Below are 23,554 nucleotides of genomic sequence, written 5' to 3' on the forward strand. Positions count from 1 at the left end.
TTTGATGACTGATCAGTCGTTAAGATCGATATTGCGCCGGTCCTTCACGAAGACCGCGCCGATGATGATCGTGAGAACGGCAAAGCCGACCGGGTACCAGAGGCCGGCATAGATATCCCCGGTCGAGGCAACGATCGCGAAGGAGGTGGCCGGCAGCAGCCCGCCGAACCAGCCGTTGCCGATGTGATACGGCAGCGACATGGCGGTATAGCGGATGCGTGTCGGGAAAAACTCCACCAGCGCCGCGGCGATCGGGCCGTAGACGATCGTCACATAGACGACCATGACCCAGAGAATGGCGATGACCGTCAAAGCCTGGGCATTGCCGAACACCGCGAAGAAGCCATCCACACGCACCTTGGCAGCATCGTTGGCGGCAGGGTAGCCGGCTGCCACGCTGGCCGGACCGAGACGCTGGGCGAAGGTTTCGGTCTTGCCGTCCGGCAACGTCACATTGGCAACGGGAACGTCCGTGCCCGCCACGCTGACCGTGGTTGGCGCACCGGCGGCTGCTGGCACCAGCGTGTAGGTAAACGCCTGCTGCGACAGCGTGCGTCGCGCGACGTCGCAGGGCTGCGTGAAGGTTCTGATACCAACCGGGTCGAACAGGGATCCGCATGTCGCCGGATCCGCCGAAACCTGGATCTGGACGTTTTTGATCGCTGCCGCGTAGGTCGGATTGGCGGTATTGGTCAATGCGTGGAACAGCGGGAAGTACGTGACCGCTGCGAGCGCGCAGCCTGCCAGAATGACCCATTTGCGGCCCACGCGGTCAGACAGCGCACCGAAGACGAGGAAGAATGGTGTGCCGAGAAGAAGCGACCAGGCAATCAGTACGTTCGCCGTCAGAAGGTCGACTTTCAGGATGCTCTGCAGGAAGAACAGCGCGTAGAACTGGCCGGTATACCAGACGACGGCCTGGCCGACGACAAGGCCGAACAGTGCTATCAGCACGATCTTGCCGTTCTTCCAGGTGCCGAAGGCTTCCGTCAGAGGCGCCTTCGAACGGGTGCCTTCTTCCTTCATCTTCTGGAAGACGGGAGACTCGTTCATCTGCAAGCGGATGTAGATGGAGACGGCAAGCAGCAGTGCCGATCCGAGGAACGGAATGCGCCAGCCGCCCAGCAGACCGAATATGACCGGATAGCTGGTGGCGAAGGCTTCTTCACCCATGTTGACGCGCAGCGTCACGATGACGGCGAGCGACAGCAACAGGCCAAGCGTCGCCGTCGTCTGAATCCAGGCCGTGTAAAATCCGCGGCGACCGGGCGGGGCGTGCTCCGCCACATAGACAGCAGCACCACCGTATTCGCCACCGAGCGCCAGGCCCTGCAACATGCGCAGCGCGATGAGAAGGATGGGCGCCGTTGCACCAATCTGCTCGTAGCTCGGCAGAAGACCGACAAAGAATGTCGATAGGCCCATGATCACGATCGTGACCAGGAAGGTATATTTGCGTCCGACAAGATCGCCGAGCCGTCCGAAGACCAGTGCGCCGAAGGGGCGGACGAGAAAGCCTGCAGCAAAGGCCAGCAGTGCAAAGATGGCCTGCGTGGCGGGCGGAAACGCCGAAAAGAACTGCCGGCCGATGATGACGGCAAGCGTTCCGTAGAGATAGAAATCATACCATTCGAAAATGGTACCCAGCGACGAGGCGAAGATGACCTTCTTTTCCTCGCGCGTCATGGGGCTAGCCTTCGTCCGGGCTGCCGTTGCGACGTGTGCCATTGTCGTCCTCCCAACAAGATGAACTCCGTGCCTTCCTGTCCGGCCATTCTCCTCCTCGGCCAGACAGGTTAGCGCAATCGTTGCAGAGTGACAGAATTTGGCACGCCGGATGAGACATGCTTTCGGCTTATGACTTTCGTCTAATGACGTAGCCCGGAGTGGTCAGGAGCGAAGCGCCTGGGCGGGCGACTGCCGATAGGCAAGAAGTGCCGGCACGGCCGAAAGGACCGCTGCAAAGCCCAGCAGAAAAAGTGCCAGACGTACGTCGTCTCTCGTGAACCTGACCGGCAGGATGACCCCGCTTTTCGCGGTAAACAGATGGGCGCCGAACTGCGCTGCCAGTAGCCCGAAGACGAAGCCGAGCCCGATGCCGAGCGCAACCAGGAGAAGAAGCTCCAGCCACACGATCAGGAAGACGGCGCCGCGCGGTGCCCCGAACGCGCGCAGCGCGCCGATCTGCCGGCGCCGTTGCCCCACATGGATCACCGTCACCAGCACCAGTGCCGCCGCGACAAGAGCCTGCGATCCCGCAGCGACCGCACTCAACACCATTTTCGCATCGCCAAGCGTCGCATAAAGGCCGGTCAGCACCTCGCCGGGAAAGACCGCCACCGTGCCATTGCCGCGATAGGCCTGACGCAGGCGATAGGCATCGGCAATCGACTTCGGTTTGACCAGAATCGCTGGAAGGCCGGGGGTATCAGCCCCGAAATCCTCGACGAGCGGCGCATCCGGATCGATGCCGCCGTGATGATGGTCTTCGTCATGGGTGGTAGAGGCGACAGCTGCCGCAGGCTCCGTGCTTGCGTCCTCGTGCTCATGCTCAGCGCCTAAACCATGAACGTGCCATACGGCCTGGATCGGCACGAGAATGGCGCGGTCCCATGGCGTGCCGGTCGGTTTCAGCTTGCCCACGACCTTGTATGCGATGTCCGTATGGGTTGGACCACCGGTTTCGGCTGTTCCATGTATCGGCTTGACGACGGCGCCGACCGGAAGAATGACGGAAGCGCCGAGAACCGCTTCGCCTTCCGCGGCAAACGTACGCCCCTCGCCAAAGCCCGGCGTCGTGCTGGTCACAAGCGTCGTCGTCGTTCCCACGATCGGATAGCCGGCAAAGGAATCGCCGAAACCGACGGGAGCTGCCCAGGCGACACGCGGATCGGCGGCAAGTTTCGAAAGTAGCTCTCCATCGACCAGCGGCAGCGGCGCGGGCTGGAGAAAGATCGAGGAGAGGATCAGCTGCGTTTCGCTGCCGGAGGCGCCGATCACCAGATCGAACTTGTCGGCGGCGCGGGCACTGCCGAGACGCAGCGACCGTTCCTGCAGGGTCACGGCAACCCCGAGCGCCGTAGCTAAGGCAACCAGAAGCACCACGACGGCGCAGCCCAGCCAGAGACGCCGCAGGTCGGCGATGATAAAACGGATCATGCCGCCACCTCCCCGACAACATCATCGCCGACGATGCACCCGCCCCTGAGCACGATGCGCCGGTCGAGGCGTTCGATCATGCGTTGGTCGTGCGTCGCCACAACAAGTGTGCTGCCGGCACCGGCCGCGACCGACAAAAGCAGATCCCCGACCGCCTCGCCGTTTTCGACATCGAGGCTTGCCGTCGGCTCGTCGGCAATGATGATACCCGGCTTGCGCAGCAACGCCCGGGCGATCGCTACCCGCTGCATCTCTCCGCGCGACATGGTCTCGACGGGCTGGCCGGTACGCTTCAACCCCACGGTCTCGATCAGCTCATGTGCTCTTTTCACCAAATCCGGGGTCGAGACCCGCGAAAGCCTTGCCGGCAGCAGCACGTTATCCAGCGCGGAGAGGCCCGCAAACAGATGGAAATCCTGCATCACGAGGCCCACATTTTCGGCCCGCCAGCGGTCTCGCCGGCCTTCCGACAGTCTGGCGATATCCTGCCCGCCCCAGACCACATGGCCCCTACCGACACGCTCCAGCCCCGCAATGATATTGAGAAGCGTGCTCTTGCCCGATCCCGACCCGCCCGTCAGCGCAACGCGGCTACCGGCGGCGATCTCAAGGTTCGCGATGGAAAGAACCGGTGTCGCCAGACCGGGAAACGAGACGGCGAGGGATTGCACCTTCAGAGGCATCATGTCGTCAGACCGTACCGTATTCCGCCTGTCGGATCCGCAGCAGGCTCACGAAGCCGGTGTCCGGATCGGTCCACGAGCCCATCTCGAGCGTGCCGCGCACCTCGATCGTCTGGCTTGGCTGGGTGAATGTCTGCTTCTCATCGAGATAGACAACGACGATATTGTCTGGCCAGTCCGCATCGGTGGAGCAGAACGGGCAGATCGACATCGGCACTTCGGTCAGAACAAAGAACGAGGCTTCCGCCTTCAGCGGTGGCGCCATGAAACCGCGCATGGCGATCTCCTGGCCGTTCAGCCGCCTGACCTTGTCGGAAAATTCCAGACCGAGAACGCTGACCTTGCCATAGAGTTCGTCGAAGGAAAGGCCGTTTTCTGCGCGGGCGGTTGCGCCTGATATCAGCAGCGGCAGGCCGGCAATGATGCCAAGCGAGGTCTTGAGCATCTGGCGACGGTCGACCATCTCGAGCGCTCCCATGATCACTCTCCCTTGTCGAGCGCCGTCATCATCCTGCAGCTGAGGCATATCTTCAAGTCCCGCGATATCTAAAGTAGATAGGGGCACGCCACAGGACATGCCCCCTCTTTAACCCTGGTCGTTCAGACCCAGTCGGTCTGATCAGTTGGTCTGCTTTGCGCCAAGCGCGAAAGTCTCTGCGAGAACCCGGTAGACATCGCTCTGCTCCATGTAGCCGCAAAAACCTTCTGAACCCGGGCCGGCAGCCTGAAGCACGACATCGTCAACCGCATGGACGCCGCTGTCGGCGCTTTTCGGAATGATGCCGGTCACGAGAACAGCGCCCGGGATATCCTTGTAGGCTTCGTTGGCGACATATTCCTTCTTTTCGTTCTGGATGGCGGGAACGAAGGGATTGTCGAGCTTCGGACGGAATGTCTCGTAATGATCAGGGCCGTTATTGGCGTTCAGGAACAGGCGCTTGGTAACATCGACCTTGTCAGGATAACCATCCTTGTTCTCGTCCATATAGTTCGGGAAACCTGCCTCGGCATAGGTCCCGACCTTTTCGCGCATGTCGTCGCCCGGCTTTTCATCGTTGACCGTACCGATGATCGAAACACCGTGGGTATGGTCGCCGGTGACGATGATCAGCGTGTCGGGGTTCTTGTCGGCAAATTCGCGGGCTGCGGCGATCGCCTTGTCGAATTCGATCGTATCGACGACCGCACGGTCCCAGTCCAGCGGATGGGACATCTTGTCGATGTTTGCAGCTTCGACCATCAGGAAGAAGCCGTCCGGGTTCTTCGACAGCGTGTCGAGCGCGACCTTGGTCATGTCGACGAGGCCCGGCTGATCCGGGAACTTCGCCGTCGTGCCCTTTTTCAGGAATTCGCGGTCAAGCGTCGTGTCCATGTTGCCGGTGTGGAACAGGCCGAGGATCTTGCTGGTATTGGTGCCGGCGGCCGTCGCCAGTTCAGCCTTGCTGGTCGCAAGCATGTAGCCTGCATCCTTGAACAGGGCGATATAGTCCTTGTCGTCCTTGCGCTTGGATCCAGGCGTCGCCTGGGGCAGGAAGTAGGCGGAACCGCCGCCGAGCAGGACGTCCGGCTTGACGTCGAACAGCATGCCGTTGATCTCCGCCTTGTCGCCACGCTTGCGGGTATGGGCGACGACGGCTGCGGGTGTTGCGTCCTGAACTTCTGCGGTCGTGACGATGCCGATCGACTTCTTCGTCTGGCGGCGGACCGCTTCCGCGTATGTTTCAACCTTCGGATCGTCCATCGAGTCAGGCGTGCGGTCGGCATAGACGCCGATTGCGTTCACGGCTGTCTTGTGGCCGGTCATATAGGCCGACATCGTGTTGGCGCTGTCGGTGGCGACAGCGTCCGTCGCGGACGTACCGACAAAGGCTGCCGGCGGGATGTCGTCCATCGCGAGACGACCGTTCGCCTTGCCCTCGGTCATGCCCTTGGCCATGATGCGGGCAGCAGTGCGATGCGCCACGGAAAGACCGTCACCGATCAGGAAGATCACGTTCTTGGCCTTTGGCTGCGCCGCGGTGCCGTAGACGTTCCAGGTCACGCTTTTGGTTTCCGGACCAGCAGACACCTCAACCTTGTAGTCGCCGGCATTCGCGATCGTCAGTGCGCGCAGCACGACGGCGGAACCGAGGACCTTGTCCTTGTTCTTCTCTTCTGCAACGAACTCGACATCCTTGCCGAACAGAGACTTGTAGTCCTGGCCGTTGACGGTGATCTTGACGTCCTCAGGCTTCACGACCGAGCTGAACTCGACCTTGAAATCGAATGGAGAGCCGGTCAGGATCGTCGCCCGATCAAGCGGAAAAACGTTTGCGGCGTGGGCAGCTTGCACGCCGCCGGAAAGAATTGTGGTGGCTGCAAAGGCAGCAAGAAGCATACGCATGGAAAACCCCCGTCGTTGCGTCGCATAGAGGTTCGGGCATAGCCCCATGCGATGACAGTGCAATGACAGAAACGTGATAACGGCGCCGATGTCCGATCGCATCAACCTTGACTCTGTGGCAAAATCTTTTATGAGCAGCGTTGGAAAAGGAGTGTCCATGCTTCGCCGCGACTTTCGCTTTGCTGCGTGCTATGACCTGGCAGTATCTGCCGGGCGGCTGGATGTTGCCCTTTCGGTTTCCGACAAAACCACGGCCAAAACGACGACGAAAATTATCGTCTGACGTCTCTGGCCACCGCTCTCTCCCCGGTACGGCCGGGGACAAGGAACACCGCGTCGCGCGCGACACGGGCTTCCCCCTCAGAAAACCGAGGAGAGACAGAAAGAGAGCAAAGAAATGGGTTTCAAGATCGCAGTCGCCGGAGCAACCGGCAATGTCGGCAGGGAAATGCTGAACATTCTGGCCGAACGTGGTTTTCCGGCTGACGAAGTCGTCGCACTCGCCTCCGCCCGCAGCCAGGGCACGGAAGTCTCCTTCGGTGACAAGACGCTCAAGGTGTCCAACCTCGAGAACTACGATTTCTCCGATACCGACATCTGCCTGATGTCAGCCGGCGGCGATGCCTCCAAGAAGTGGTCGCCGAAGATCGGTGCGCAGGGCTGCGTCGTTATCGACAACTCGTCCGCCTGGCGCTACGATTCCGAAGTGCCGCTTATCGTTCCGGAAGTGAACCCCGATGCCATCGTCGGCTTCTCCAAGAAGAACATCATTGCCAATCCGAACTGCTCGACGGCCCAGCTCGTCGTCGCGCTGAAGCCGCTTCACGACTTTGCCAAGATCAAGCGCGTCGTCGTTTCCACCTACCAGTCGGTGTCCGGTGCCGGCAAGGAAGGCATGGACGAACTCTTCACCCAGACGCGCGCCGTGTTCGTGGCCGATCCGGTCGAATCGAAGAAGTTCACCAAGCGTATTGCCTTCAACGTCATCCCGCATATCGATAGCTTCATGGAAGACGGCTACACGAAGGAAGAGTGGAAGGTTCTGGCCGAGACCAAGAAGATGCTCGACCCGAAGATCCGTGTCACCTGCACGGCCGTTCGCGTTCCGGTCTTCATCGGCCACTCCGAATCCGTCAACATCGAGTTCGAAAACGAGATCACGGCCGATCAGGCCCGCGATATCCTGCGCGAAGCGCCGGGTTGCCTCGTGATCGACAAGCACGAAGACGGTGGCTACATCACGCCTCTCGAATGTGCCGGTGAAGATGCGACCTACATTTCGCGTATCCGCGAAGACGCAACCGTCGAAAACGGCCTCAACATCTGGGTCGTCTCCGACAACCTGCGCAAGGGTGCCGCGCTGAACGCGATCCAGATCGCCGAACTTCTGGTCAATCGCGGTCTCATCAAGCCACGCACGGTTGCTGCTTAATAAGTAACGTACTTTATTAAGCAAATCCGCTTAGAAAGCCCCGTCAGAAATGACGGGGTTTTTTCGATTCGTCTCTCTTCACGAACTATTCATGGGAAGATGAATTGCGATTATCCGCCACTGGGGTCATAAGGCCGAATATAGCGCAATTCTTCCGGAAGCTTTCGGCCAAGCAATCCGGACTTTCGACGGGTTTGACCGCATGATGAAGACTATTCTGGCAGGATTGATCGCAGCAGCAACGCTTGCAACCGCAGCCCCGGCCTTTGCCGCCGCCTGCGGCAATGATGGAGCCGGTTTCGACCGCTGGGTCGCCGATTTCAAGCAGCAGGCACCGTCCAAGGGTATCAGCCCTGCAGTTCTCGACCGCGCCTTTGCCAACGTCGTCTACAACCGCCCGACCATTCGCGCCGACCGCGGCCAGAAAAGCTTCAAGCTTTCCTTCGACGAGTTCATGAAGAAGCGCGGTGGCGCAACGATCATCTCGCGCGGCAAGTCCATGAAGAAATCCAACGCAGCGCTGTTTGCGTCGATCGAGCGCCGCTACGGCGTTCCGGCCGGTCCGATCCTGGCGATCTGGGGCATGGAAACCGGTTTCGGCAATTACATGGGCGACCAGCATACGCTGTCAGCCGTCGCAACGCTTTCCTATGACTGCCGCCGTTCGGCATACTTTACCGAACAGCTTTACGCTGCCCTGCAGCTCGTTGCCCGCGGTGATCTCAGCACCACTGCAAAGGGTGCAGCGCATGGCGAAATCGGCCAGACCCAGTTCCTGCCGCTCAACGTCATCCGCTACGGCGCCGATGGCGACGGTGACGGCCATATCGACATGGTCCGTTCGCGCGCCGATGCCCTGGCATCGACCGCCAACTTCCTCAAGGGTCATGGCTGGCGTACAGGCGCCGGTTACCAGCAGGGCGAGCCGAATTTCGTCGCCATCCAAGGCTGGAACGCGGCAACCGTCTACCAGCAGGCGATCGCATACATGGGCGCCCAGATCGACGGCGGCTGAGCCGTTACACGGTTGAAATGATCAGGCCGGGCTCTGCTCGGCGTCGATCGCCGGTACACTGATGTCTGGCCGGGTGAAATCGCCCTTCTCGTTCATCACCCACAACTCGCCGGTCGAGATATCGAACCAGGCGCCGTGAATGTCGAGTTCTCCCTTTTCCATGAGATTGCGGACGAAGGGGAAGGTCTGCAGATTGGCGATCGAATTGCGGATCGACACCCGTTCGAGCGCTGTCTGACGCTCGCTCTGGGTCATCAGGTCGTTGCTCTGGATCTGCGTGGCCGCAGGCCTGACCAAACCCATCCACTTGCCGATGAAATCACCCTCCGACAGCGGCTTCATGGAAGCGTCGAGCGCTGCCTGGATACCGCCGCAGCGGCCGTGGCCCATGACAACGATATTGCGGATCTCGAGCACCTGCACCGCGTATTCAACCGCAGCCGATGTCCCGTGAAACTGGCTGTCGGGCTCGTAGCGCGGTACCATGTTGGCGACGTTGCGGACCACGAAGAGTTCTCCCGGACCGCAGTCGAAGATCGTCTCGGGCGCCGCGCGACTGTCGCAACAGGCAACCAGGAGCGTATGCGGCTTCTGGCCGGTATCGGCGAGCGCACGGTAGCGCTCCCGCTCGTCGCTGTAACGACCACTCATGAAGTTACGGTAGCCCGAAAGCAGTTTTTCTGGAAATTCGCTCATGGCTCACGATTATCGTGCAGCCAGACGAGAATCAACGGCCATTGTGTGGATGGGCATGCTCTTTGAGCTTACGGCTTGCGCCTCTTAAGGGGATGCACGAGCCGGCGCATCTGGACCATCGCCATCGGCGTCGAGAGGCTGGCGGCATCCATTTCCAGCGTCAGCTCGTTGGCCCCGCGCTTTACCGAACGCGCCAGCACTTCGAACACGCTGGCAGTCGTTGTTTGCAGGGCTTTCTCTTCATCCATGCCGGACATGACGCGGGCGAGAAAAACCGCTGAGAGCAGGTCTCCGAGCCCGTTCGGGGCGTGGTCGATCAGCCGGTGTTCAGCCAGCAGCGCATGATTGCCGGTGAGATAGAGATTGCCTGTACTGCCTGTCATCATCGGCACGGCCGAGGTCACCAGCATCCGCGGCGGCCCGAGCGCGATTGCCGCCTCCATGATCGCATTGTTATCATCGAGCGGTGCACCCGAGAGCCAGGCAAGCTCGTATCGGTTCGGTGTGGCGATGGTGGCAAGCGGCAGAAGCTCGTCGCGGATTGCTTCGGCTGTCGGCTGCGGGATATAGAGCCCGCCGAGATCGCCCATCACGGGATCGCAGACATAGATAAGGTCCGGGTTGTTTTTCCGCAGCGCCTCGATCAGTCGTGCCACGGCACGCGGCTGCGCGGCATTGCCGAAATAGCCCGTCAGCACCGCCTTCACTTCGCCGAGCCATGGCGCCCGGATGAGATCGTCTATAGCCTTGTCGAAATCCGATTCGGGAAACGTCAGGCGCGTCGAAGGACCGTGCCCGGGATGCCAGGGCAGAACGACGGTCGGCATGGCCCAGACGGGATATCCCAGGGTCTCGAGCGCGAAGACGGCGGCCCGGTTACCGACCGAGCCACGGATCACATGGCTGGAAATGACGATGACCGCGCCTGAATTACCCTGCATGATGCTTGCTTTCGACGTTATCGAACCGTTGATCGGATTTCTGTGTCGGCATGTCAACAAGACGTGACACGCCTATGACAAATTCCAGCCGCAAGCACCGGTGAGACACCGCGGCAAAGCATAATGACATTGGCTGCGTTTTATCGCACGTTGAGAAAAAATTTAGGGAGAGACAGATGGCAGGCCGGCAAAACCCGAAGCGGGACAAGCAGATCGAGAAGGCGGGCAAGATTGCGGCCGCTTCCGGCATGGAGGACCATCTCGATCCCTTCCTGATCTTCAGCCGCGCCAGCAGTGACGATCTCGAAAACTACACGCCCGAAATGCTCGCACTCTGCGCCGGGCATGCCGCCAGAAGGCTGAAAGCCTGGACGCGCATGAAGGCCGACGTCACGATCGAGACACTCGATGGCGTCGAGCCCGATGGAATGCCCGTTTCGATCATTACGGTGATCGATCGCAACATGCCCTTCCTGTTCGATTCGGTCATGGGTGAGGTGACGACGGCCTATCGCGACCTCACGATGGCCGTCCATCCGATCCTCGTCATCGAACCCGGCAAGCAGCCGACGCTTCACTCGAGCGAGCGACCCGGCGACCCGGCCCATCACATCAGCCTGATCCAGATCCATGTGCCTCAGCTCAACGACGAGCAAGCCGACGGGCTGGTCGAGCGAATCCGCTTTGTTCTTAACCAGGTGCACCAGGCCATTACCGGCTGGTCCGCGATGCTCGGCGTTCTCAAAGACGCCCAGGCCCAACTCGTCAACGCTAAAAAAGGCAAGAAGGCCGATGCCGACGAGGCGTATGCTTTTCTCGACTGGCTCAGGAACGACAATTTCACCTTCCTCGGCATGCGCGAATACACCTATTCGGGCAAGGGCGCCGATGCCAAGGTGGAGCGCGGCAAGGGCAGGGGCCTCGGCATTCTGTCCGATCCGGATGTGCTCGTCCTGCGTCAGGGCAAGGATCAGGTCACGACGACGCCAGAAATCCTCGAATTTCTCGACGGCCCGGATTTCCTCATCGTCGCCAAGGCCAACGTCAAATCCGTCGTGCACCGTCGCGCCTATATGGATTACGTCGGGGTGAAGCGCTTCGATGAGAAGGGCAATGTGGTCGGCGAACTGCGCATCGTCGGCCTGTTCACCTCCACTGCCTATACCCAGTCCGTCCGCGACGTGCCGCTGCTGCGCGCAAAGATCGCCCGTATTGAAAAGAATTTCGGGTTCGATCCGGAAAGCCATTCGGGCCGCATGCTCGAAAACACGCTGGAATCCTACCCGCGCGACGATCTCTTCCAGATCGATCTCGACGTGCTCTCGAGCTTCTGCGAACAGATCATGGAGCTGAGCGAGAGGCCGCGCGTGCGCGTGCTGCCGCGTATCGACCATTTCGACCGTTTCGTTTCGGTCATCGTCTACGTGCCGCGCGAGGATTATAATTCGATCGTCCGCGAAAAGGTCGGCGCATATCTCTGCGAGATCTTCGACGGCCACGTCTCGGCCTATTACCCGGCCTTCCCGGAAGCCCGCGTTGCCCGCGTCCATATGATCATTGGTCGCAGCGGCGGCAAGACGCCGCGTGTCGCGCAGGCAAAGCTCGAGGAGGCTGTGCGCCTTATCGCGACGCCGTGGGAAGACAGGTTCGCATTGCTTGCGGAAGACGGACCCCGCCTGTCCGTCACCCGCGCTTTCCAGGAAGCGTTCTCGCCGGAAGAGACCTTTGCCGACCTTCCCGATATTGCCGCCTGCGCGGCGGGTGAAACAATCCGCATCGACTTCTACCGGCGCCCCGGTGACGATGCCAATACCGTTTCGCTAAAGATCTTCCACCGCGACCAGCATCTTTCCCTGTCGCGCCGCGTGCCGCTTCTCGAAAATCTCGGCTTTCACGTGGTCAGCGAGCAGACATTCGAAATCCACGCCGGCCCCCAGGCGGACCGGATCGTGCTGCACGACATGGAACTGCAGCTCGAAGGCGCCCGTGAGATCGATCTCGCGCGCGAAGGACAGCGGCTCGAAGACGCGTTCCTCAAAGCCTTCGAGGGATTGATCGACAATGACGGCTTCAACCGACTCGTTCTGCTTGCCGGTCTTTCCGCCCGCGAAGTGACCGTGCTGCGCGCCTATGCGCGCTATCTGCGCCAGGCCGGCATCGTCTACTCGCAGACCTACATCGCCGATACGCTCAACAAGTATCCGGAAATCTCCGCCTCCGTCTTCCGCCTGTTCCGCGACGGGTTCGATCCGAAGATTGCCGAAAAAGCCCGTATCAGGAAGCTGACCGAGCTGCACGAGACGATCGAGCAAGCGCTCGGCAACGTCCCGAACCTCGACGAGGACCGCACGCTTCGCCGCTTCGTCAACGCGATCGACGCAACGCTTCGCACCAACTATTTCCAGGTGGACGAGAACGGCGGCGCAAAGCCGATGCTGGCGTTCAAGCTTGATCCTGACATGCTCGACGGCCTGCCGGAACCGCGCCCGTACCGCGAGATCTTCGTCTACGGCACCGAAGTCGAAGGTGTTCACCTGCGCTTCGGCAAGGTCGCTAGAGGCGGCATCCGCTGGTCGGATCGCGGCGAGGATTATCGCACCGAAGTGCTGGGCCTCGTGAAGGCGCAGCAGGTGAAGAACGCCGTCATCGTTCCCGTCGGCGCCAAGGGCGGCTTCTTCCCGAAGATGCTTCCCGCCGCCGCCGCGCGCGACGCCTTCTTCAACGCCGGCAAGGAAGCTTACAAGACCTATATCCGCACGCTTCTGTCCGTCACCGACAACATCATCGACGGAGAGGTGGTCCCGCCTGAAAACACGCTGCGCATCGATGAGGACGATCCTTACTTTGTCGTCGCTGCCGATAAGGGAACGGCAACCTTCTCCGACACCGCGAACGGTCTGGCGCAGGAAGCCGGCTTCTGGCTGGATGATGCCTTCGCATCGGGCGGCTCTGCGGGCTACGACCACAAGAAGATGGGCATCACCGCCCGCGGCGCCTGGGAAGCGGTCAAGCGGCATTTCCGCGAAAAGGACATCGACATCCAGACGACGCCGTTCTCGGTCGCCGGTGTCGGCGACATGTCGGGCGACGTCTTCGGCAACGGCATGCTTCTGTCGGAAAAGATCCGTCTGATCGCCGCCTTCGACCACCGCGACATCTTTATCGATCCGGATCCGGATATCGAAAAGTCCTTCGCCGAACGCAGCCGCATGTTCGCCCTTGCCCGCTCCAGCTGGCAGGATTACGACCGCTCGACGCTGTCTGAAGGTGCAATGATCATTTCGCGCACGGAAAAATCCGTCAAGCTGACCAAGCAGGCGGCAGCGGCGATCGGTATCGACAAGATGACGGCCTCACCCTTCGAGATCCTGACGGCGATCCTGAAAAGCAAGGTGGACCTTCTCTGGTTCGGCGGCATCGGCACCTATATCAAGGCCGCGTCCGAAACCGATACCGAAGTGGGCGACCGCGCCAATGATCCGATCCGCATCACGGCCGGCGAAGTCGGTGCCAGCGTCATCGGCGAGGGCGCCAATCTCGGCGTTACCCAGAAGGGCCGCATCGCCTATTCGCTGGCCGGCGGGCGCTGCAATTCCGACGCGATTGACAATTCCGCAGGCGTCAATTCGTCCGACGTCGAGGTCAATATCAAGATCGCGCTCAATCCGGCCATGCAGGACGGCAGGCTGACCCGCGCCAAGCGCAACACGCTGCTCGCCTCCATGACGGAAGACGTGGGTCATCTCGTCTTGCGCAACAACTACCTGCAACCACTGGCGATTTCGCTCGTCGAGCGCAAGGGTGCCGCCAATCGCGAGCAGCTCGCCCGCCTGATGTCGGTCCTCGAAAGCGAAGGGCGGCTGAACCGCAAGGTCGAGACTCTGCCCGACGACGCCGAGCTTGCCGAGCGCTACGCCAGTGGGAGACCGCTGACACGACCGGAGATCGGCGTGCTCGTCTCCTACTCGAAGATCGTCCTGTTCGACGCACTCATCGACAGCACCATCCCGGACGACCCATATTTTGCTTCCGTGCTGAAAGCCTATTTCCCGGCGAAAATGCAGAAGGCTTATGCCGCCGATATTGCCGGCCACCGCCTGCACCGCGAGATCGTCGCGACGGCGCTGGCAAACGAAGCCATCAACCGCGGAGGACCGGGCTTTATCCACATGATGAGCGACATGACGGGCGCCACCGCGGCCAATGTCGTGAAGGCACTCTTCCTCGTTCGCGACGGCTTCGATCTGGAGAATATCTGGGCCGAAATCGACCAGCTGGATGGCAAGATCTCCGGCCGGGTTCAGAATGATCTCTACGCCCAGGTTACCCGCATCATCGGCATCGGCACCTATCTCGCGCTCCAGACGCAGATCGGCACGACGGAACTGACTGATGCCATCGCCAGGCTCAGGGCCGCCATCAAGGGGCTGCGCGCCACCGTGACCGACGATATCATCGCCGAAACGGGCCCGCTTGCCGCAGAACTGGAGGCCGAAGGTGCGCCGTCCGGTCTCGTGAAAGAGATACGCCTGCTATCGGCCCTCGTCATCGTGCCGGAGATCATGCGGATTGCCGACCGGACCGGCGAAAGCATGGCGCGCGCCATCGAGAGCTATTTCGCCGTCACCGAAACGTTCCGCGTCAACCGGCTGATCGTGGCCGGCGAGCGGATTGGCACAAGCGACCATTACGAAAGCCTGGCACTGTCACGCAGCCTGCAACAGCTCGCATCGGCCCGCCGTGACATCGTCATTGCCGTCCTGACCGAGCACCGCAAGGACAAGAAGCCGGTGGAGGCCTGGATCGCTGGCGATCGACTGCGCGTCAACCGCATCGGCGCCGAACTGATGAGCCTCAGCGAAAGCGGCGATCTGACGCTCTCGAAGATTTCCGTCGCCGCCGGTCTGCTTGGAGATCTGGCACACGCACGGTCGACTTGAGGGCAGGGGCTCCGGGGAAAAGAAGATGGCCGAGACAAGACTTGACGAGGCGCCGGCCAAACCAGGCCGGCGCGGCATTTGGGGCTGGATGCTGTTCGACTGGGCGGCACAGCCGTTCTTCACGGTTGTCATCACCTTCATCTTCGGCCCGTATTTCGTCGCGCGCCTCACCGACGACCCGATCTCCGCCCAGACCACCTGGAGCAACATGGCGACGGCATCCTCCGTCGTCATCGCCATCCTGTCTCCGATCCTGGGATCGATCGCCGATCAGTCGGGGGCCAGAAAGCCATGGATCGCAAGCTTTGCACTCATCAAGATCGCAAGCCTCCTCCTGCTCTGGCAGGCCGCCCCCGGCTCGCCACTCACCCTGCCGGTGACCTGCATCATCCTTGCCTCGATCGCGGCGGAGTTTTCCATCGTCTTCAACGATTCCATGATGCCGCGCCTCGTATCCAAGGCCGATATCGGCCGGGTTTCGAACATCGCCTGGGGTCTGGGTTATCTCGGCGGCATGACCGTGCTGATCGCGGTCGTCGCGCTGCTTGCCGCCAATCCGGAAACGGGTCTGACGCTCCTCGGCATTCCGCCGCTGTTCGGGCTTGATCCGGCGCTCGGCGAGGACGCGCGCATCACCGGCCCGATCGCGGCGATCTGGTATCTTCTATTCATCCTGCCGATGTTCTTCTTCACGCCGGACGCCCCGAAAGGCCTGCCTCTCGCAAAGGCCGTCGGCTCCGGCTTCCGCGAACTTGCAGGCACGCTGCGTGAACTTAAGCATCGCCCCGACATCGTCCGCTTCCTGATTGCCCGCATGCTCTATCAGGATGGCGTCAACGGCCTCATCATTCTCGGCGGCACGTTTGCGGCGGCCATGTTCGGCTGGGCGACCATCGAGATCGGCATCTACGGCATCATCCTGAATGTCGTGGCGATTTTCGGCTGTATCGCCGCCGGGGTCCTCGACCGCGTGCTCGGATCAAAGACGGTGGTGGTTACAAGTCTCGTCCTGCTGCTGATCGCAACACTCGGCATCGTTTCCACCAGCCCGGGCGAGGTCTTCTTCGGCCTGATGCCGCTTTCCATGGAGGACTCAGGTGGAATGTTCGGCACCGCGGCGGAAAAGGCCTATATCCTGTTCGGGCTTCTGATCGGTGCCGCCTTCGGCCCGGTCCAGGCCTCGTCGCGGTCATACCTTGCCCGCAGCATCGATGTCTCGGAGGCCGGCCGCTATTTCGGGATCTACGCGCTGTCTGGACGCGCCACGAGCTTTCTCGCCACGCTGTCGTTTTCCATCGTCGCCTATGCAACGGGCTCGGCCCATCTCGGCATGGCGACGCTGATCGTCTTTCTCGGTACCGGCCTGATCCTGCTTCTGACCGTGCCCTATCCGGCCGACAGACCGGCCGGATAGAAAGTCTTCAGCCTGGATTAGTGCCGGAAGTGACGCATGCCGGTAAACACCATCGCCACACCATGCTCGTCGGCGGCCGCAATCACTTCCGCATCGCGCATCGACCCGCCGGGCTGGATGACCGCGGTGGCACCGGCAGCGATCGCCGAAAGCAGACCGTCGGCAAACGGGAAGAAGGCTTCCGATGCGACCGCTGACCCCTTCGTCATCGGCTCGGCCCAGCCCATAGCCTTCGCCGCGTCTTCGGCCTTGAGCCCGGCGATGCGGGCGGAGTCGATCCGGCTCATCTGGCCAGCGCCAATTCCCGCCGTCTGGCCGTCCTTGGCATAGACGATGGCGTTGGACTTGACGTGCTTTGCCACCTTGTAGGCAAACTTCATGTCTTCAAGCTCGGTCGGCGTCGGTGCGCGCTTGGTCACGACCTTCAGATCGACATCCTCGATGACACCGCTGTCGCGGCTTTGCACCAGAAGGCCGCCGGCAACGGTCTTTGCCGTAATGCCGCGCGAACGCGGGTCCGGCAGACCGCCGGTCACCAGCAGGCGCAGGTTCTTCTTGGAAGCGATGATCGCCTTCGCCTCGTCGGAAACCTCGGGTGCGATGATTACTTCGGTAAACAGCTTGACGATCTCTTCCGCCGTCTCGGCGTCGAGCAGCTGGTTGAGCGCGATGATGCCGCCGAAGGCAGAGGTGCTGTCGCAGGCCAGCGCCCGCAGATAGGCGTCCTTCAGCGTCGAGCCGGTTGCGACGCCGCAGGGGTTGGCGTGCTTGATGATGGCACAAGCCGGTCCCTGATCGGCCGCAAATTCACCGATCAGCTCGAAGGCGCCATCGGTATCGTTGATGTTGTTGTAGGACAGCTGCTTACCCTGCAGCAGCACCGCCGTGGCAACGCCGGGGCGGTTCTCGCCAGTCACGTAGAAGCCGGCGCTCTGGTGCGGGTTCTCGCCGTAGCGCATGGCTTCCTTCAGCACGCCGCCGATCGTCCGATAGCTCGGCGTCTCGATCTCGAGCGCTTCGGCAAACCAGTTGGAGATCGCCGTGTCATAGGCTGCGGTGCGGGCATAGGCCTTGGCGGCAAGCTTCTGGCGAAACGCATAGTCCGTCTCGCCGCCATTGGCCTGCAGCGCCTCGATCAGGGCAGTGTAATCAGAGGGATCGGTGACGATCGTGACATAGGCATGGTTCTTGGCAGACGCACGGATCATCGCCGGGCCGCCGATATCGATATTCTCGACCGTCGTCGGATAGTCGCCGCCTGCTGCGCGCACTTCCTCGAACGGATAGAGATTGATGACCGAAAGATCGATGCTCTCGATGCCATGTTTCTTCATCGCCGCGACATGTTCCTCGTCGTCGCGGATGGCGAGAAGGCCGCCATGCACCGTCGGATGCAGCGTCTTGACGCGACCGTCCATGATCTCAGGAAAGCCCGTGACTTCGGAGACGTCGGTGACGGCAAGACCAGCCGCCGCGATCGCCTTGTGCGTGCCACCGGTGGACAAGAGCTTCACACCCTGCTCGGTCAGCGCTTTCGCGAGCTCGATGATGCCGGCCTTGTCGGACACGGAAAGAAGCGCTGTGCGGATCTTGACGCGGTCGGGCGCTGGGATTTTCTTGGATGCGACGGCCATCGGTCTCTCCTGAAAGAGGGTGCCCAAAAGGGCGAAAAGGGATTGGCCGCCGGTTAGCACAGCTACCCCTTCAGGGAAACCCTATTCCAAGAATGGCTAGTCGGCGCGCCGCAGCATCCAGCGGATTTCGGTGACCTCGGGCAGGGTGAATTCGATCGCCAGCTGCTGGCTCGGGCGAGGGCCGGAAACATCCGCAAAGAAGATGTCCTCGTCGATCATGACCTCGAGACCCGGCGCCGAAAACAGCCATTTCTCGCCGTCACTCGCCTGCATCACGACGCTTTCGGGGTCGCGCCGCACCAGCCGGATGGCCGGATGGATGTGAAAGCGAACCACAGCCACCAGTCTCTCGTCTCCCGGCTCCTCGCCATCGGGCACGAACAGCCGGTCATGGCCCTTGATCTTGTTGCCGGTCGTGTTGAGGCCGATCTCGCGGTGGTAGAGATAGCCGAACTCCTTGAGATACCCGTCATGGGTCGCCCGCAGCCAGTCGTTGCCATGCGCATCGTCGCGTCGGTCGATCGTGACATCTGAGACGCCGGGAAGCAGGATGGGGCCGGCAAGCTTCGACTTGGCGATCCGGCTCGATGACGTCTCAGACAGCGTCAGCGTCGAATGCGCCGCCGTCGAGCGCGCCATCTTGCGGTGGCCGCGCCCGGAAAATTTCGGTGAGCCCGAGTTGACGATAAACCTGTTGCGGCCCGACGAGAGCTCGAAGGCGAGGCAACCGGCATGCGCGGTGCGCGAGAATTCCGGCTCCGACCAGCCGGTATCGACGATCAGCGTCGTGTCCTCCGCCGTCAGCCGGTGGTAGTTCATATGCGGCAGCGCCTTGAACGGCTTGCCGCCGCTTTCGTCATACCGCAGCACCGACATCAGTTCGCTTGCCGGTGTCGCCGTCGCGCCGTTGAACAGCGCCAGATCACCATCCTGGTGCCGGAAGAAGCGCAGCGCCGGATAGATGCGGTCGATCGTCGGGATCAGCTTTTGCGGCAGATCATGGCCGAGATTGATATAGGTCTGCCGCAGCGGCAGAAGATCGAGCAGCGCATCCAGCATCGAGCGCGGATTGCGCGAGAGATGGCCGCCATCGGCAAGGATCTGGAATTCCAGTTCACGGTCGAGCCGCGCACCTTCGCGACGGATAAAGGCCGCGCGTGTAGGCATGGAAACAGACGCCATGGCGAGCGCGATGCGGATGCGAAGCCGGGTCTCGTCGGCGGGAATGCAGCCGGCGATCTTGCGCAGGTAGCGAACCTGAAACGCCAGGCTCTTCATGAAGCGGCGGTAGAAGCCGGCCTCCGCGCCCTGCAAGAGGACGGTCGAGTGGGACAGCCATGCGACCACGCGCTCGGCCACCACGCTCGGTTCCCAGCCGATGCCCCTCTGCCGACGGCCATGCAGCGTGATCCAGTCCGCCACCACGTCACGGGCGTGGTCGCAGGCCTCTTCCGTCTTGTTGGCGCGAACATGCCGCAACCAGGCAAACGAATGCAGCCGCTCGGCAAACGCCTTGGACGGAAGCTCGACCTGGAACGGCGAATGACCGAAGGTTTCGAGAACGCGGCCGGCCAGCGGATAGCGTCCTTCGAGAATTTCCTCGGCAATGAAGGGATCGATCGATCGCAGGTCGGTTGGCGCAACGATCAGCCTGTCCGGCACCGGCAGCGGTGTCAGAGCAAGGCGCATGCCGGCGGACCGGCGACACATGCGTCGCCAGATCTCCCGCATGCCGAAGGCAAGAATCCTTCGGCGATCGGCAAGCCGCATCGTCACTTGAGATATTCTCCGCAGGGCCGGGTGCTCTCCCCGAGCGCCCGGAATCGATTATGGATCAACCGAAACTATGTAAGGTTATAGTGAATAAAGACTTACCTGACGCGAAGCACGCTCGCGAAGAAGCCATCCATGCCACCGGCAAAGGTCTCATCGCCCGGCAGCATGGCGGGCGTGGTGCGGAATTCACCGAGATCTGAAACCGCAGATTCCAGACCCGGCCAATCGCTCGGGCTGACCGGCTGGCGTTCCAGTGTCGGTGTATCCGCCAGAACCTTGGCCACCAGCTTTTCGCCCTCCAGCGGATCGAGCGAGCAGTTCGAAAACACGATGAGCCCGCCCGGTTTTACCAGCTTCACCGCATGCCGCAGCATGCGTTCCTGCAGCACGGCAAGCTTGCCGATATCCTCGGGTCCCTTGGTCCAGAGCACATCGGGATGGCGGCGGGTGGTGCCGGTGGACGAGCAGGGTGCATCGAGCAGCACGCCATCGAGCAACTCGTCCGGCTTGAATTCGAACAGATCGCCGCTCGAAAGCTCCGCTTCGAGACCGAGCCGTGCCAGGTTTTCCTTCAGCCGCGCCAGCCGGTTGGCGGATTGCTCGACGGCAATCACGTGCGCGCCGGCCACAACCAGCTGCGCCGTCTTGCCGCCGGGCGCCGCACAGAGATCCGCGATACGCTTGCCCGTGAGGTCACCGAACAACTGTGCCGGAATGGATGCGGCAACGTCCTGCACCCACCATTCACCGTCCTCGAAACCCTCGAGACCGGTCACGGATCCCTGGAAAGCCTGCAGGCGGATGCTGCCTGTTGGCAACAGCTTGCCGCCGAGCTTTTCGGCCCAGCCCTTGGCATCGCTCTTTACTGTCAGATCGATGGCGGCCGGCGTCAGCTGCGCTTCGGCAATCTTGTCGGCCTCGGTCTCGCCGTAGGCGGCAACCAGACGCTTGCGGAACCAGTCCGGTACCGGCGACACCGAAGCGGTGGCGGCGAGGATCTCTTCCTTTTCGCGCACCATGCGGCGCAGAACGGCATTCACCAGCTTGGCAAAGCGACGGTTGCGCGGATCGCGATTGGCCTGCTCGACTGCCAAGTCGACTGCCGCATGCGAGGGAACGTCGAGATGGAGGATCTGCGCGGCCGCAACCACCAGAACATGATGCAGTGATTTTGCCCCATGCGGCAGTGGGGTATCGATCATGGACGAAATCGCCGCTTCGAGCCGCGAAAGATGGCGGAGGGCCGTGGTCAGGATGGCACGCGTCAGGGCCCGGTCGGCATCTCCCAGCGCCTTGTAGGCCGGGTTGCCATGCGAAAGGTCGAGCATACCATCGAGCGAAATCTTCTTGTCGATCGCCGCGGACAAAAGCTTTGCCGCCGTCATGCGGACTTCGAGCCCCGGCTTTGCCGGTCCGGCGTCCGGACGGGAGCCTGGAGCATGGGATGTGGGGTTTTCCCGCGCGCCAGTTGATCTGGAAGGCTTGTTGTTTTTCTTGTCGTTCAAGACCATGGACCCTTGGGCGGTTCGTTCGAACTGCGGCCCCACCGGCTGTCGGAGCCGGAATTCGGAACGGAGCGCGCGCTTCGCTGCGGTCTAGCAGCCGAAGACTGCCCCGTCGAGCCACCGCCGCCGATGTCCCCCCGGAACTCACCGGCCATCTGCTGAAGTGCTGCGATCCGGTTGTCCGTATTCGGATGGGTCGAAAACAGGTTATCCATCCGCTCGCCCGAAAGCGGGTTGATGATGAACATATGCGCCGTCGCCGGGTTGCGCTCCGCTTCGTAATTCGGAACCTGGCGCGCCGTGCCGGCGATCTTGGAGAGTGCGGAGGCAAGCGCCAGCGGTTTGCCGCAGATCTCGGCGCCGCGACGGTCGGCCGAATATTCGCGCGTCCTGCTGATCGCCATCTGCACCAGCATCGCCGCAAACGGCGCAACAACCATGGCGACTATCACACCGATAAAACCGAACGGATTGCTGTTGTTACCGCGATTTCCGCCGAACAGAAACGCAAAATTGCCGAGCATGGAAATTGCACCGGCAAGTGTCGCGGTGATTGTCATGATCAGCGTGTCGCGGTTTTGCACATGCGCGAGCTCATGCGCCATGACGCCGGCGACTTCGTCATGCGTCAGGCTTTGCAACAGACCCGTCGAGGCGGCCACGGCAGCATTTTCCGGATTCCGGCCGGTCGCAAACGCATTCGGCTGCGGGTTATCGTAGATATAGACCTTCGGCATCGGCAGGCCCGCATTGGCCGCAAGCGATTGCACCATCAGGTAAAATTCCGGCGCCGACTGCGCATCCACTTCCTGCGCATGATAGGCCGACAGCACCATCTTGTCGGAGTTCCAGTAGGAAAACAGGTTCATGCCGGCCGCGATCACCAGCGCGATCATCATCCCGCCCTTGCCGCCGATCAGGAAGCCTATGCCCATGAACAAGGCCGTCATGAAGGCCAGAAGCATGGCGGTGCGCATCACATTCATCGTCATATCTCCCGTTGCCAATTCAACCCGTGTAAGGGTTTTCGAAATCTTCAGAACGCCCTATAATGTGGTGAATTCGCTCAGACTTTCAATAAACCATCCGGTGAATGAAATGCAGACGCCCGACAACGACAACAGCGAAACGCAGATCGAGACCGCAGCGCCGAGCAAACCACTCTCGCCCGCTGCCCAGCGCGCGCTGAAGGAAGCCGAGGAGCGCCGGCAGGCAGCAGCAAAGACGGACACGCCGGAAGAATTCGGCGGCCGCGGCGGCGCCGATCCCGCCCGCTTCGGCGACTGGGAAATCAACGGCCGCGCCATCGATTTCTGAGCGGTAAAACCATAAGCAAATATTCCTATTGACTTCAACCAATGATCGGAATTTATTCCTTTCATGGTCAGATATCTCGCGCTCATTGCTGTTCTCTTTGGAGCCCCTGCGGCTGAGGCGCGCGCGCGCGAAGAAATCTCGGGACCTGTTGCTGCCGAGATCCTACGCGTCATCGATGGCGATACGATCCTGGTCGAGGCGCGGCCTTGGCCGCAGCAGCGGGTTGAAGTCTATGTCCGCATCAGGGGCATCGATGCGCCGGAGCTCAAGTCGAAGTGCCATTCCGTCCAGCAAGCCGGCGGCGACGCGCGGCAGGCCCTGGAGGCACTGACAAAAGCGTCCGCGACGATCGAGCTCGTCAACATTACCGGAGACAAATATTTCGGCCGCATCGTCGCTGACGTCGTGCTGCCCGATGGCCGCAGCGCTGGCTCGGACCTGCTTCTCGCTGGACTGGTTCAACCCTATGACGGCGGGCGGAAAATGGTGCCGGTCTGTGGTGACTGAGCCTGTATTGGCCGCTTGAGTTAGAGAATACGCACATATACCCTCGCATGCGGGGGTGGAAATGAAGAGATTTGTAATTCTGGTTGCGGCGGTTTTGCTTGGCGCGGGAGCGCAGGCGAAAACCTGCAAGGACGTTTCAAGCTGCGAACAGG

Annotated in this window: 18 protein-coding genes; 7 read left to right on the forward strand and 11 right to left on the reverse strand. The window is 61.4% G+C overall.

Going from position 1 to position 23,554, the window contains the following annotated elements; all coding sequences use genetic code 11:
- Window positions 1–12: 12 nt before the first annotated feature.
- The 5 genes from J3A65_RS17830 to J3A65_RS17850 form a co-directional block, all read right to left on the reverse strand.
- A complete protein-coding gene (locus J3A65_RS17830; RefSeq protein ID WP_062462807.1) occupies window positions 13–1,728 on the reverse strand; it encodes an MFS transporter in 1,716 nt (571 codons plus the stop codon).
- A 162-nt stretch (window positions 1,729–1,890) separates the two neighbouring features.
- Complete coding sequence (locus tag J3A65_RS17835) at window positions 1,891–3,159, reverse strand: ABC transporter permease (RefSeq protein ID WP_209902594.1); 1,269 nt, start codon at window positions 3,157–3,159, stop codon at window positions 1,891–1,893.
- Entirely contained in the window at window positions 3,156–3,845 is a 690-nt protein-coding gene (locus J3A65_RS17840) for an ABC transporter ATP-binding protein (protein ID WP_209902596.1), read from the reverse strand. The genes J3A65_RS17835 and J3A65_RS17840 overlap by 4 nt, the downstream gene beginning before the upstream one ends.
- A 4-nt stretch (window positions 3,846–3,849) precedes the next feature.
- A complete protein-coding gene (locus J3A65_RS17845) occupies window positions 3,850–4,320 on the reverse strand; it encodes a hypothetical protein (RefSeq protein WP_245341581.1) in 471 nt (156 codons plus the stop codon).
- Window positions 4,321–4,461: 141 nt separating this feature from the next.
- Complete coding sequence (locus J3A65_RS17850) at window positions 4,462–6,225, reverse strand: alkaline phosphatase (protein ID WP_209902598.1); 1,764 nt, start codon at window positions 6,223–6,225, stop codon at window positions 4,462–4,464.
- A gap of 88 nt (window positions 6,226–6,313) precedes the next feature.
- On the opposite strand from J3A65_RS17850, the gene J3A65_RS17855 reads away from it, so the two are divergent.
- The 3 genes from J3A65_RS17855 to J3A65_RS17865 all read left to right on the forward strand — a co-directional run bounded on the left by J3A65_RS17855 (window position 6,314) and on the right by J3A65_RS17865 (window position 8,672).
- Window positions 6,314–6,508 carry a hypothetical protein gene (locus J3A65_RS17855; RefSeq protein WP_156461724.1) on the forward strand — a complete coding sequence of 65 codons (195 nt, stop codon included), beginning with the start codon at window positions 6,314–6,316 and terminating at the stop codon, window positions 6,506–6,508.
- Window positions 6,509–6,622: 114 nt separating this feature from the next.
- On the forward strand, window positions 6,623–7,657 hold the full coding sequence (locus J3A65_RS17860; protein WP_209902600.1) for an aspartate-semialdehyde dehydrogenase: 1,035 nt from the start codon (window positions 6,623–6,625) through the stop codon (window positions 7,655–7,657).
- Window positions 7,658–7,859: 202 nt separating this feature from the next.
- Complete coding sequence (locus J3A65_RS17865; protein ID WP_062462825.1) at window positions 7,860–8,672, forward strand: lytic murein transglycosylase; 813 nt, start codon at window positions 7,860–7,862, stop codon at window positions 8,670–8,672.
- A 21-nt stretch (window positions 8,673–8,693) separates the two neighbouring features.
- Here the strand turns inward: J3A65_RS17865 and J3A65_RS17870 are convergent, their stop codons facing one another.
- Together J3A65_RS17870 and pdxY are read right to left on the reverse strand one after the other, a co-directional pair.
- A complete protein-coding gene (locus tag J3A65_RS17870; RefSeq protein WP_209902602.1) occupies window positions 8,694–9,368 on the reverse strand; it encodes a carbonic anhydrase in 675 nt (224 codons plus the stop codon).
- A gap of 68 nt (window positions 9,369–9,436) precedes the next feature.
- A complete protein-coding gene (gene pdxY / locus J3A65_RS17875) occupies window positions 9,437–10,312 on the reverse strand; it encodes a pyridoxal kinase PdxY (protein ID WP_343060998.1) in 876 nt (291 codons plus the stop codon).
- Between the two features lie 173 nt (window positions 10,313–10,485).
- On the opposite strand from pdxY, the gene J3A65_RS17880 reads away from it, so the two are divergent.
- Together J3A65_RS17880 and J3A65_RS17885 are read left to right on the forward strand one after the other, a co-directional pair.
- On the forward strand, window positions 10,486–15,249 hold the full coding sequence (locus J3A65_RS17880; protein WP_209902604.1) for an NAD-glutamate dehydrogenase: 4,764 nt from the start codon (window positions 10,486–10,488) through the stop codon (window positions 15,247–15,249).
- A 25-nt stretch (window positions 15,250–15,274) separates the two neighbouring features.
- A complete protein-coding gene (locus tag J3A65_RS17885; RefSeq protein ID WP_209902607.1) occupies window positions 15,275–16,663 on the forward strand; it encodes an MFS transporter in 1,389 nt (462 codons plus the stop codon).
- A gap of 17 nt (window positions 16,664–16,680) precedes the next feature.
- Here J3A65_RS17885 and purH read toward each other — a convergent pair whose 3' ends face one another.
- The 4 genes from purH to htpX all read right to left on the reverse strand — a co-directional run bounded on the left by purH (window position 16,681) and on the right by htpX (window position 22,564).
- The gene (gene purH / locus J3A65_RS17890; RefSeq protein WP_209902609.1) at window positions 16,681–18,297 is read right to left on the reverse strand and encodes a bifunctional phosphoribosylaminoimidazolecarboxamide formyltransferase/IMP cyclohydrolase; all 1,617 of its coding nucleotides are present in this window, start codon (window positions 18,295–18,297) and stop codon (window positions 16,681–16,683) included.
- Between the two features lie 96 nt (window positions 18,298–18,393).
- Entirely contained in the window at window positions 18,394–20,067 is a 1,674-nt protein-coding gene (locus J3A65_RS17895; protein WP_113469243.1) for a heparinase II/III family protein, read from the reverse strand.
- A gap of 101 nt (window positions 20,068–20,168) precedes the next feature.
- Window positions 20,169–21,584: a transcription antitermination factor NusB gene (locus J3A65_RS17900; protein WP_209902611.1), complete on the reverse strand. Its 1,416-nt coding sequence runs from the start codon at window positions 21,582–21,584 to the stop codon at window positions 20,169–20,171.
- The gene (gene htpX / locus J3A65_RS17905; RefSeq protein WP_113167277.1) at window positions 21,575–22,564 is read right to left on the reverse strand and encodes a zinc metalloprotease HtpX; all 990 of its coding nucleotides are present in this window, start codon (window positions 22,562–22,564) and stop codon (window positions 21,575–21,577) included. Before htpX ends, J3A65_RS17900 begins: the two co-directional genes overlap by 10 nt.
- 112 nt (window positions 22,565–22,676) lie before the next feature.
- Between htpX and J3A65_RS17910 the strand changes: the two genes are divergently transcribed.
- The gene (locus tag J3A65_RS17910; RefSeq protein WP_062462846.1) at window positions 22,677–22,895 is read left to right on the forward strand and encodes a DUF1674 domain-containing protein; all 219 of its coding nucleotides are present in this window, start codon (window positions 22,677–22,679) and stop codon (window positions 22,893–22,895) included.
- 63 nt (window positions 22,896–22,958) lie between these two features.
- Window positions 22,959–23,402 carry a thermonuclease family protein gene (locus J3A65_RS17915; protein WP_209902613.1) on the forward strand — a complete coding sequence of 148 codons (444 nt, stop codon included), beginning with the start codon at window positions 22,959–22,961 and terminating at the stop codon, window positions 23,400–23,402.
- The last annotated feature ends 152 nt before the right edge of the window (window positions 23,403–23,554 follow it).

Origin of the sequence: Rhizobium sp. PvP014 (assembly GCF_017876855.1) — a bacterium.
GTDB classification, from domain to species: domain Bacteria; phylum Pseudomonadota; class Alphaproteobacteria; order Rhizobiales; family Rhizobiaceae; genus Neorhizobium; species Neorhizobium soli.

What these genes read in the sequence shown, in the direction of transcription:
- J3A65_RS17830 (WP_062462807.1), bottom strand. Translation starts at nt 1,728, where the DNA reads ATGGCACACGTCGCAACGGCAGCCCGGACGAAGGCTAGCCCCATGACG.
- J3A65_RS17835 (WP_209902594.1), bottom strand. Translation starts at nt 3,159, where the DNA reads ATGATCCGTTTTATCATCGCCGACCTGCGGCGTCTCTGGCTGGGCTGC.
- J3A65_RS17840 (WP_209902596.1), bottom strand. Translation starts at nt 3,845, where the DNA reads ATGATGCCTCTGAAGGTGCAATCCCTCGCCGTCTCGTTTCCCGGTCTG.
- J3A65_RS17845 (WP_245341581.1), bottom strand. Translation starts at nt 4,320, where the DNA reads ATGGGAGCGCTCGAGATGGTCGACCGTCGCCAGATGCTCAAGACCTCG.
- J3A65_RS17850 (WP_209902598.1), bottom strand. Translation starts at nt 6,225, where the DNA reads ATGCGTATGCTTCTTGCTGCCTTTGCAGCCACCACAATTCTTTCCGGC.
- J3A65_RS17855 (WP_156461724.1), top strand. Translation starts at nt 6,314, where the DNA reads ATGTCCGATCGCATCAACCTTGACTCTGTGGCAAAATCTTTTATGAGC.
- J3A65_RS17860 (WP_209902600.1), top strand. Translation starts at nt 6,623, where the DNA reads ATGGGTTTCAAGATCGCAGTCGCCGGAGCAACCGGCAATGTCGGCAGG.
- J3A65_RS17865 (WP_062462825.1), top strand. Translation starts at nt 7,860, where the DNA reads ATGATGAAGACTATTCTGGCAGGATTGATCGCAGCAGCAACGCTTGCA.
- J3A65_RS17870 (WP_209902602.1), bottom strand. Translation starts at nt 9,368, where the DNA reads ATGAGCGAATTTCCAGAAAAACTGCTTTCGGGCTACCGTAACTTCATG.
- J3A65_RS17880 (WP_209902604.1), top strand. Translation starts at nt 10,486, where the DNA reads ATGGCAGGCCGGCAAAACCCGAAGCGGGACAAGCAGATCGAGAAGGCG.
- J3A65_RS17885 (WP_209902607.1), top strand. Translation starts at nt 15,275, where the DNA reads ATGGCCGAGACAAGACTTGACGAGGCGCCGGCCAAACCAGGCCGGCGC.
- purH (WP_209902609.1), bottom strand. Translation starts at nt 18,297, where the DNA reads ATGGCCGTCGCATCCAAGAAAATCCCAGCGCCCGACCGCGTCAAGATC.
- J3A65_RS17895 (WP_113469243.1), bottom strand. Translation starts at nt 20,067, where the DNA reads ATGCGGCTTGCCGATCGCCGAAGGATTCTTGCCTTCGGCATGCGGGAG.
- J3A65_RS17900 (WP_209902611.1), bottom strand. Translation starts at nt 21,584, where the DNA reads ATGGTCTTGAACGACAAGAAAAACAACAAGCCTTCCAGATCAACTGGC.
- htpX (WP_113167277.1), bottom strand. Translation starts at nt 22,564, where the DNA reads ATGAATGTGATGCGCACCGCCATGCTTCTGGCCTTCATGACGGCCTTG.
- J3A65_RS17910 (WP_062462846.1), top strand. Translation starts at nt 22,677, where the DNA reads ATGCAGACGCCCGACAACGACAACAGCGAAACGCAGATCGAGACCGCA.
- J3A65_RS17915 (WP_209902613.1), top strand. Translation starts at nt 22,959, where the DNA reads ATGGTCAGATATCTCGCGCTCATTGCTGTTCTCTTTGGAGCCCCTGCG.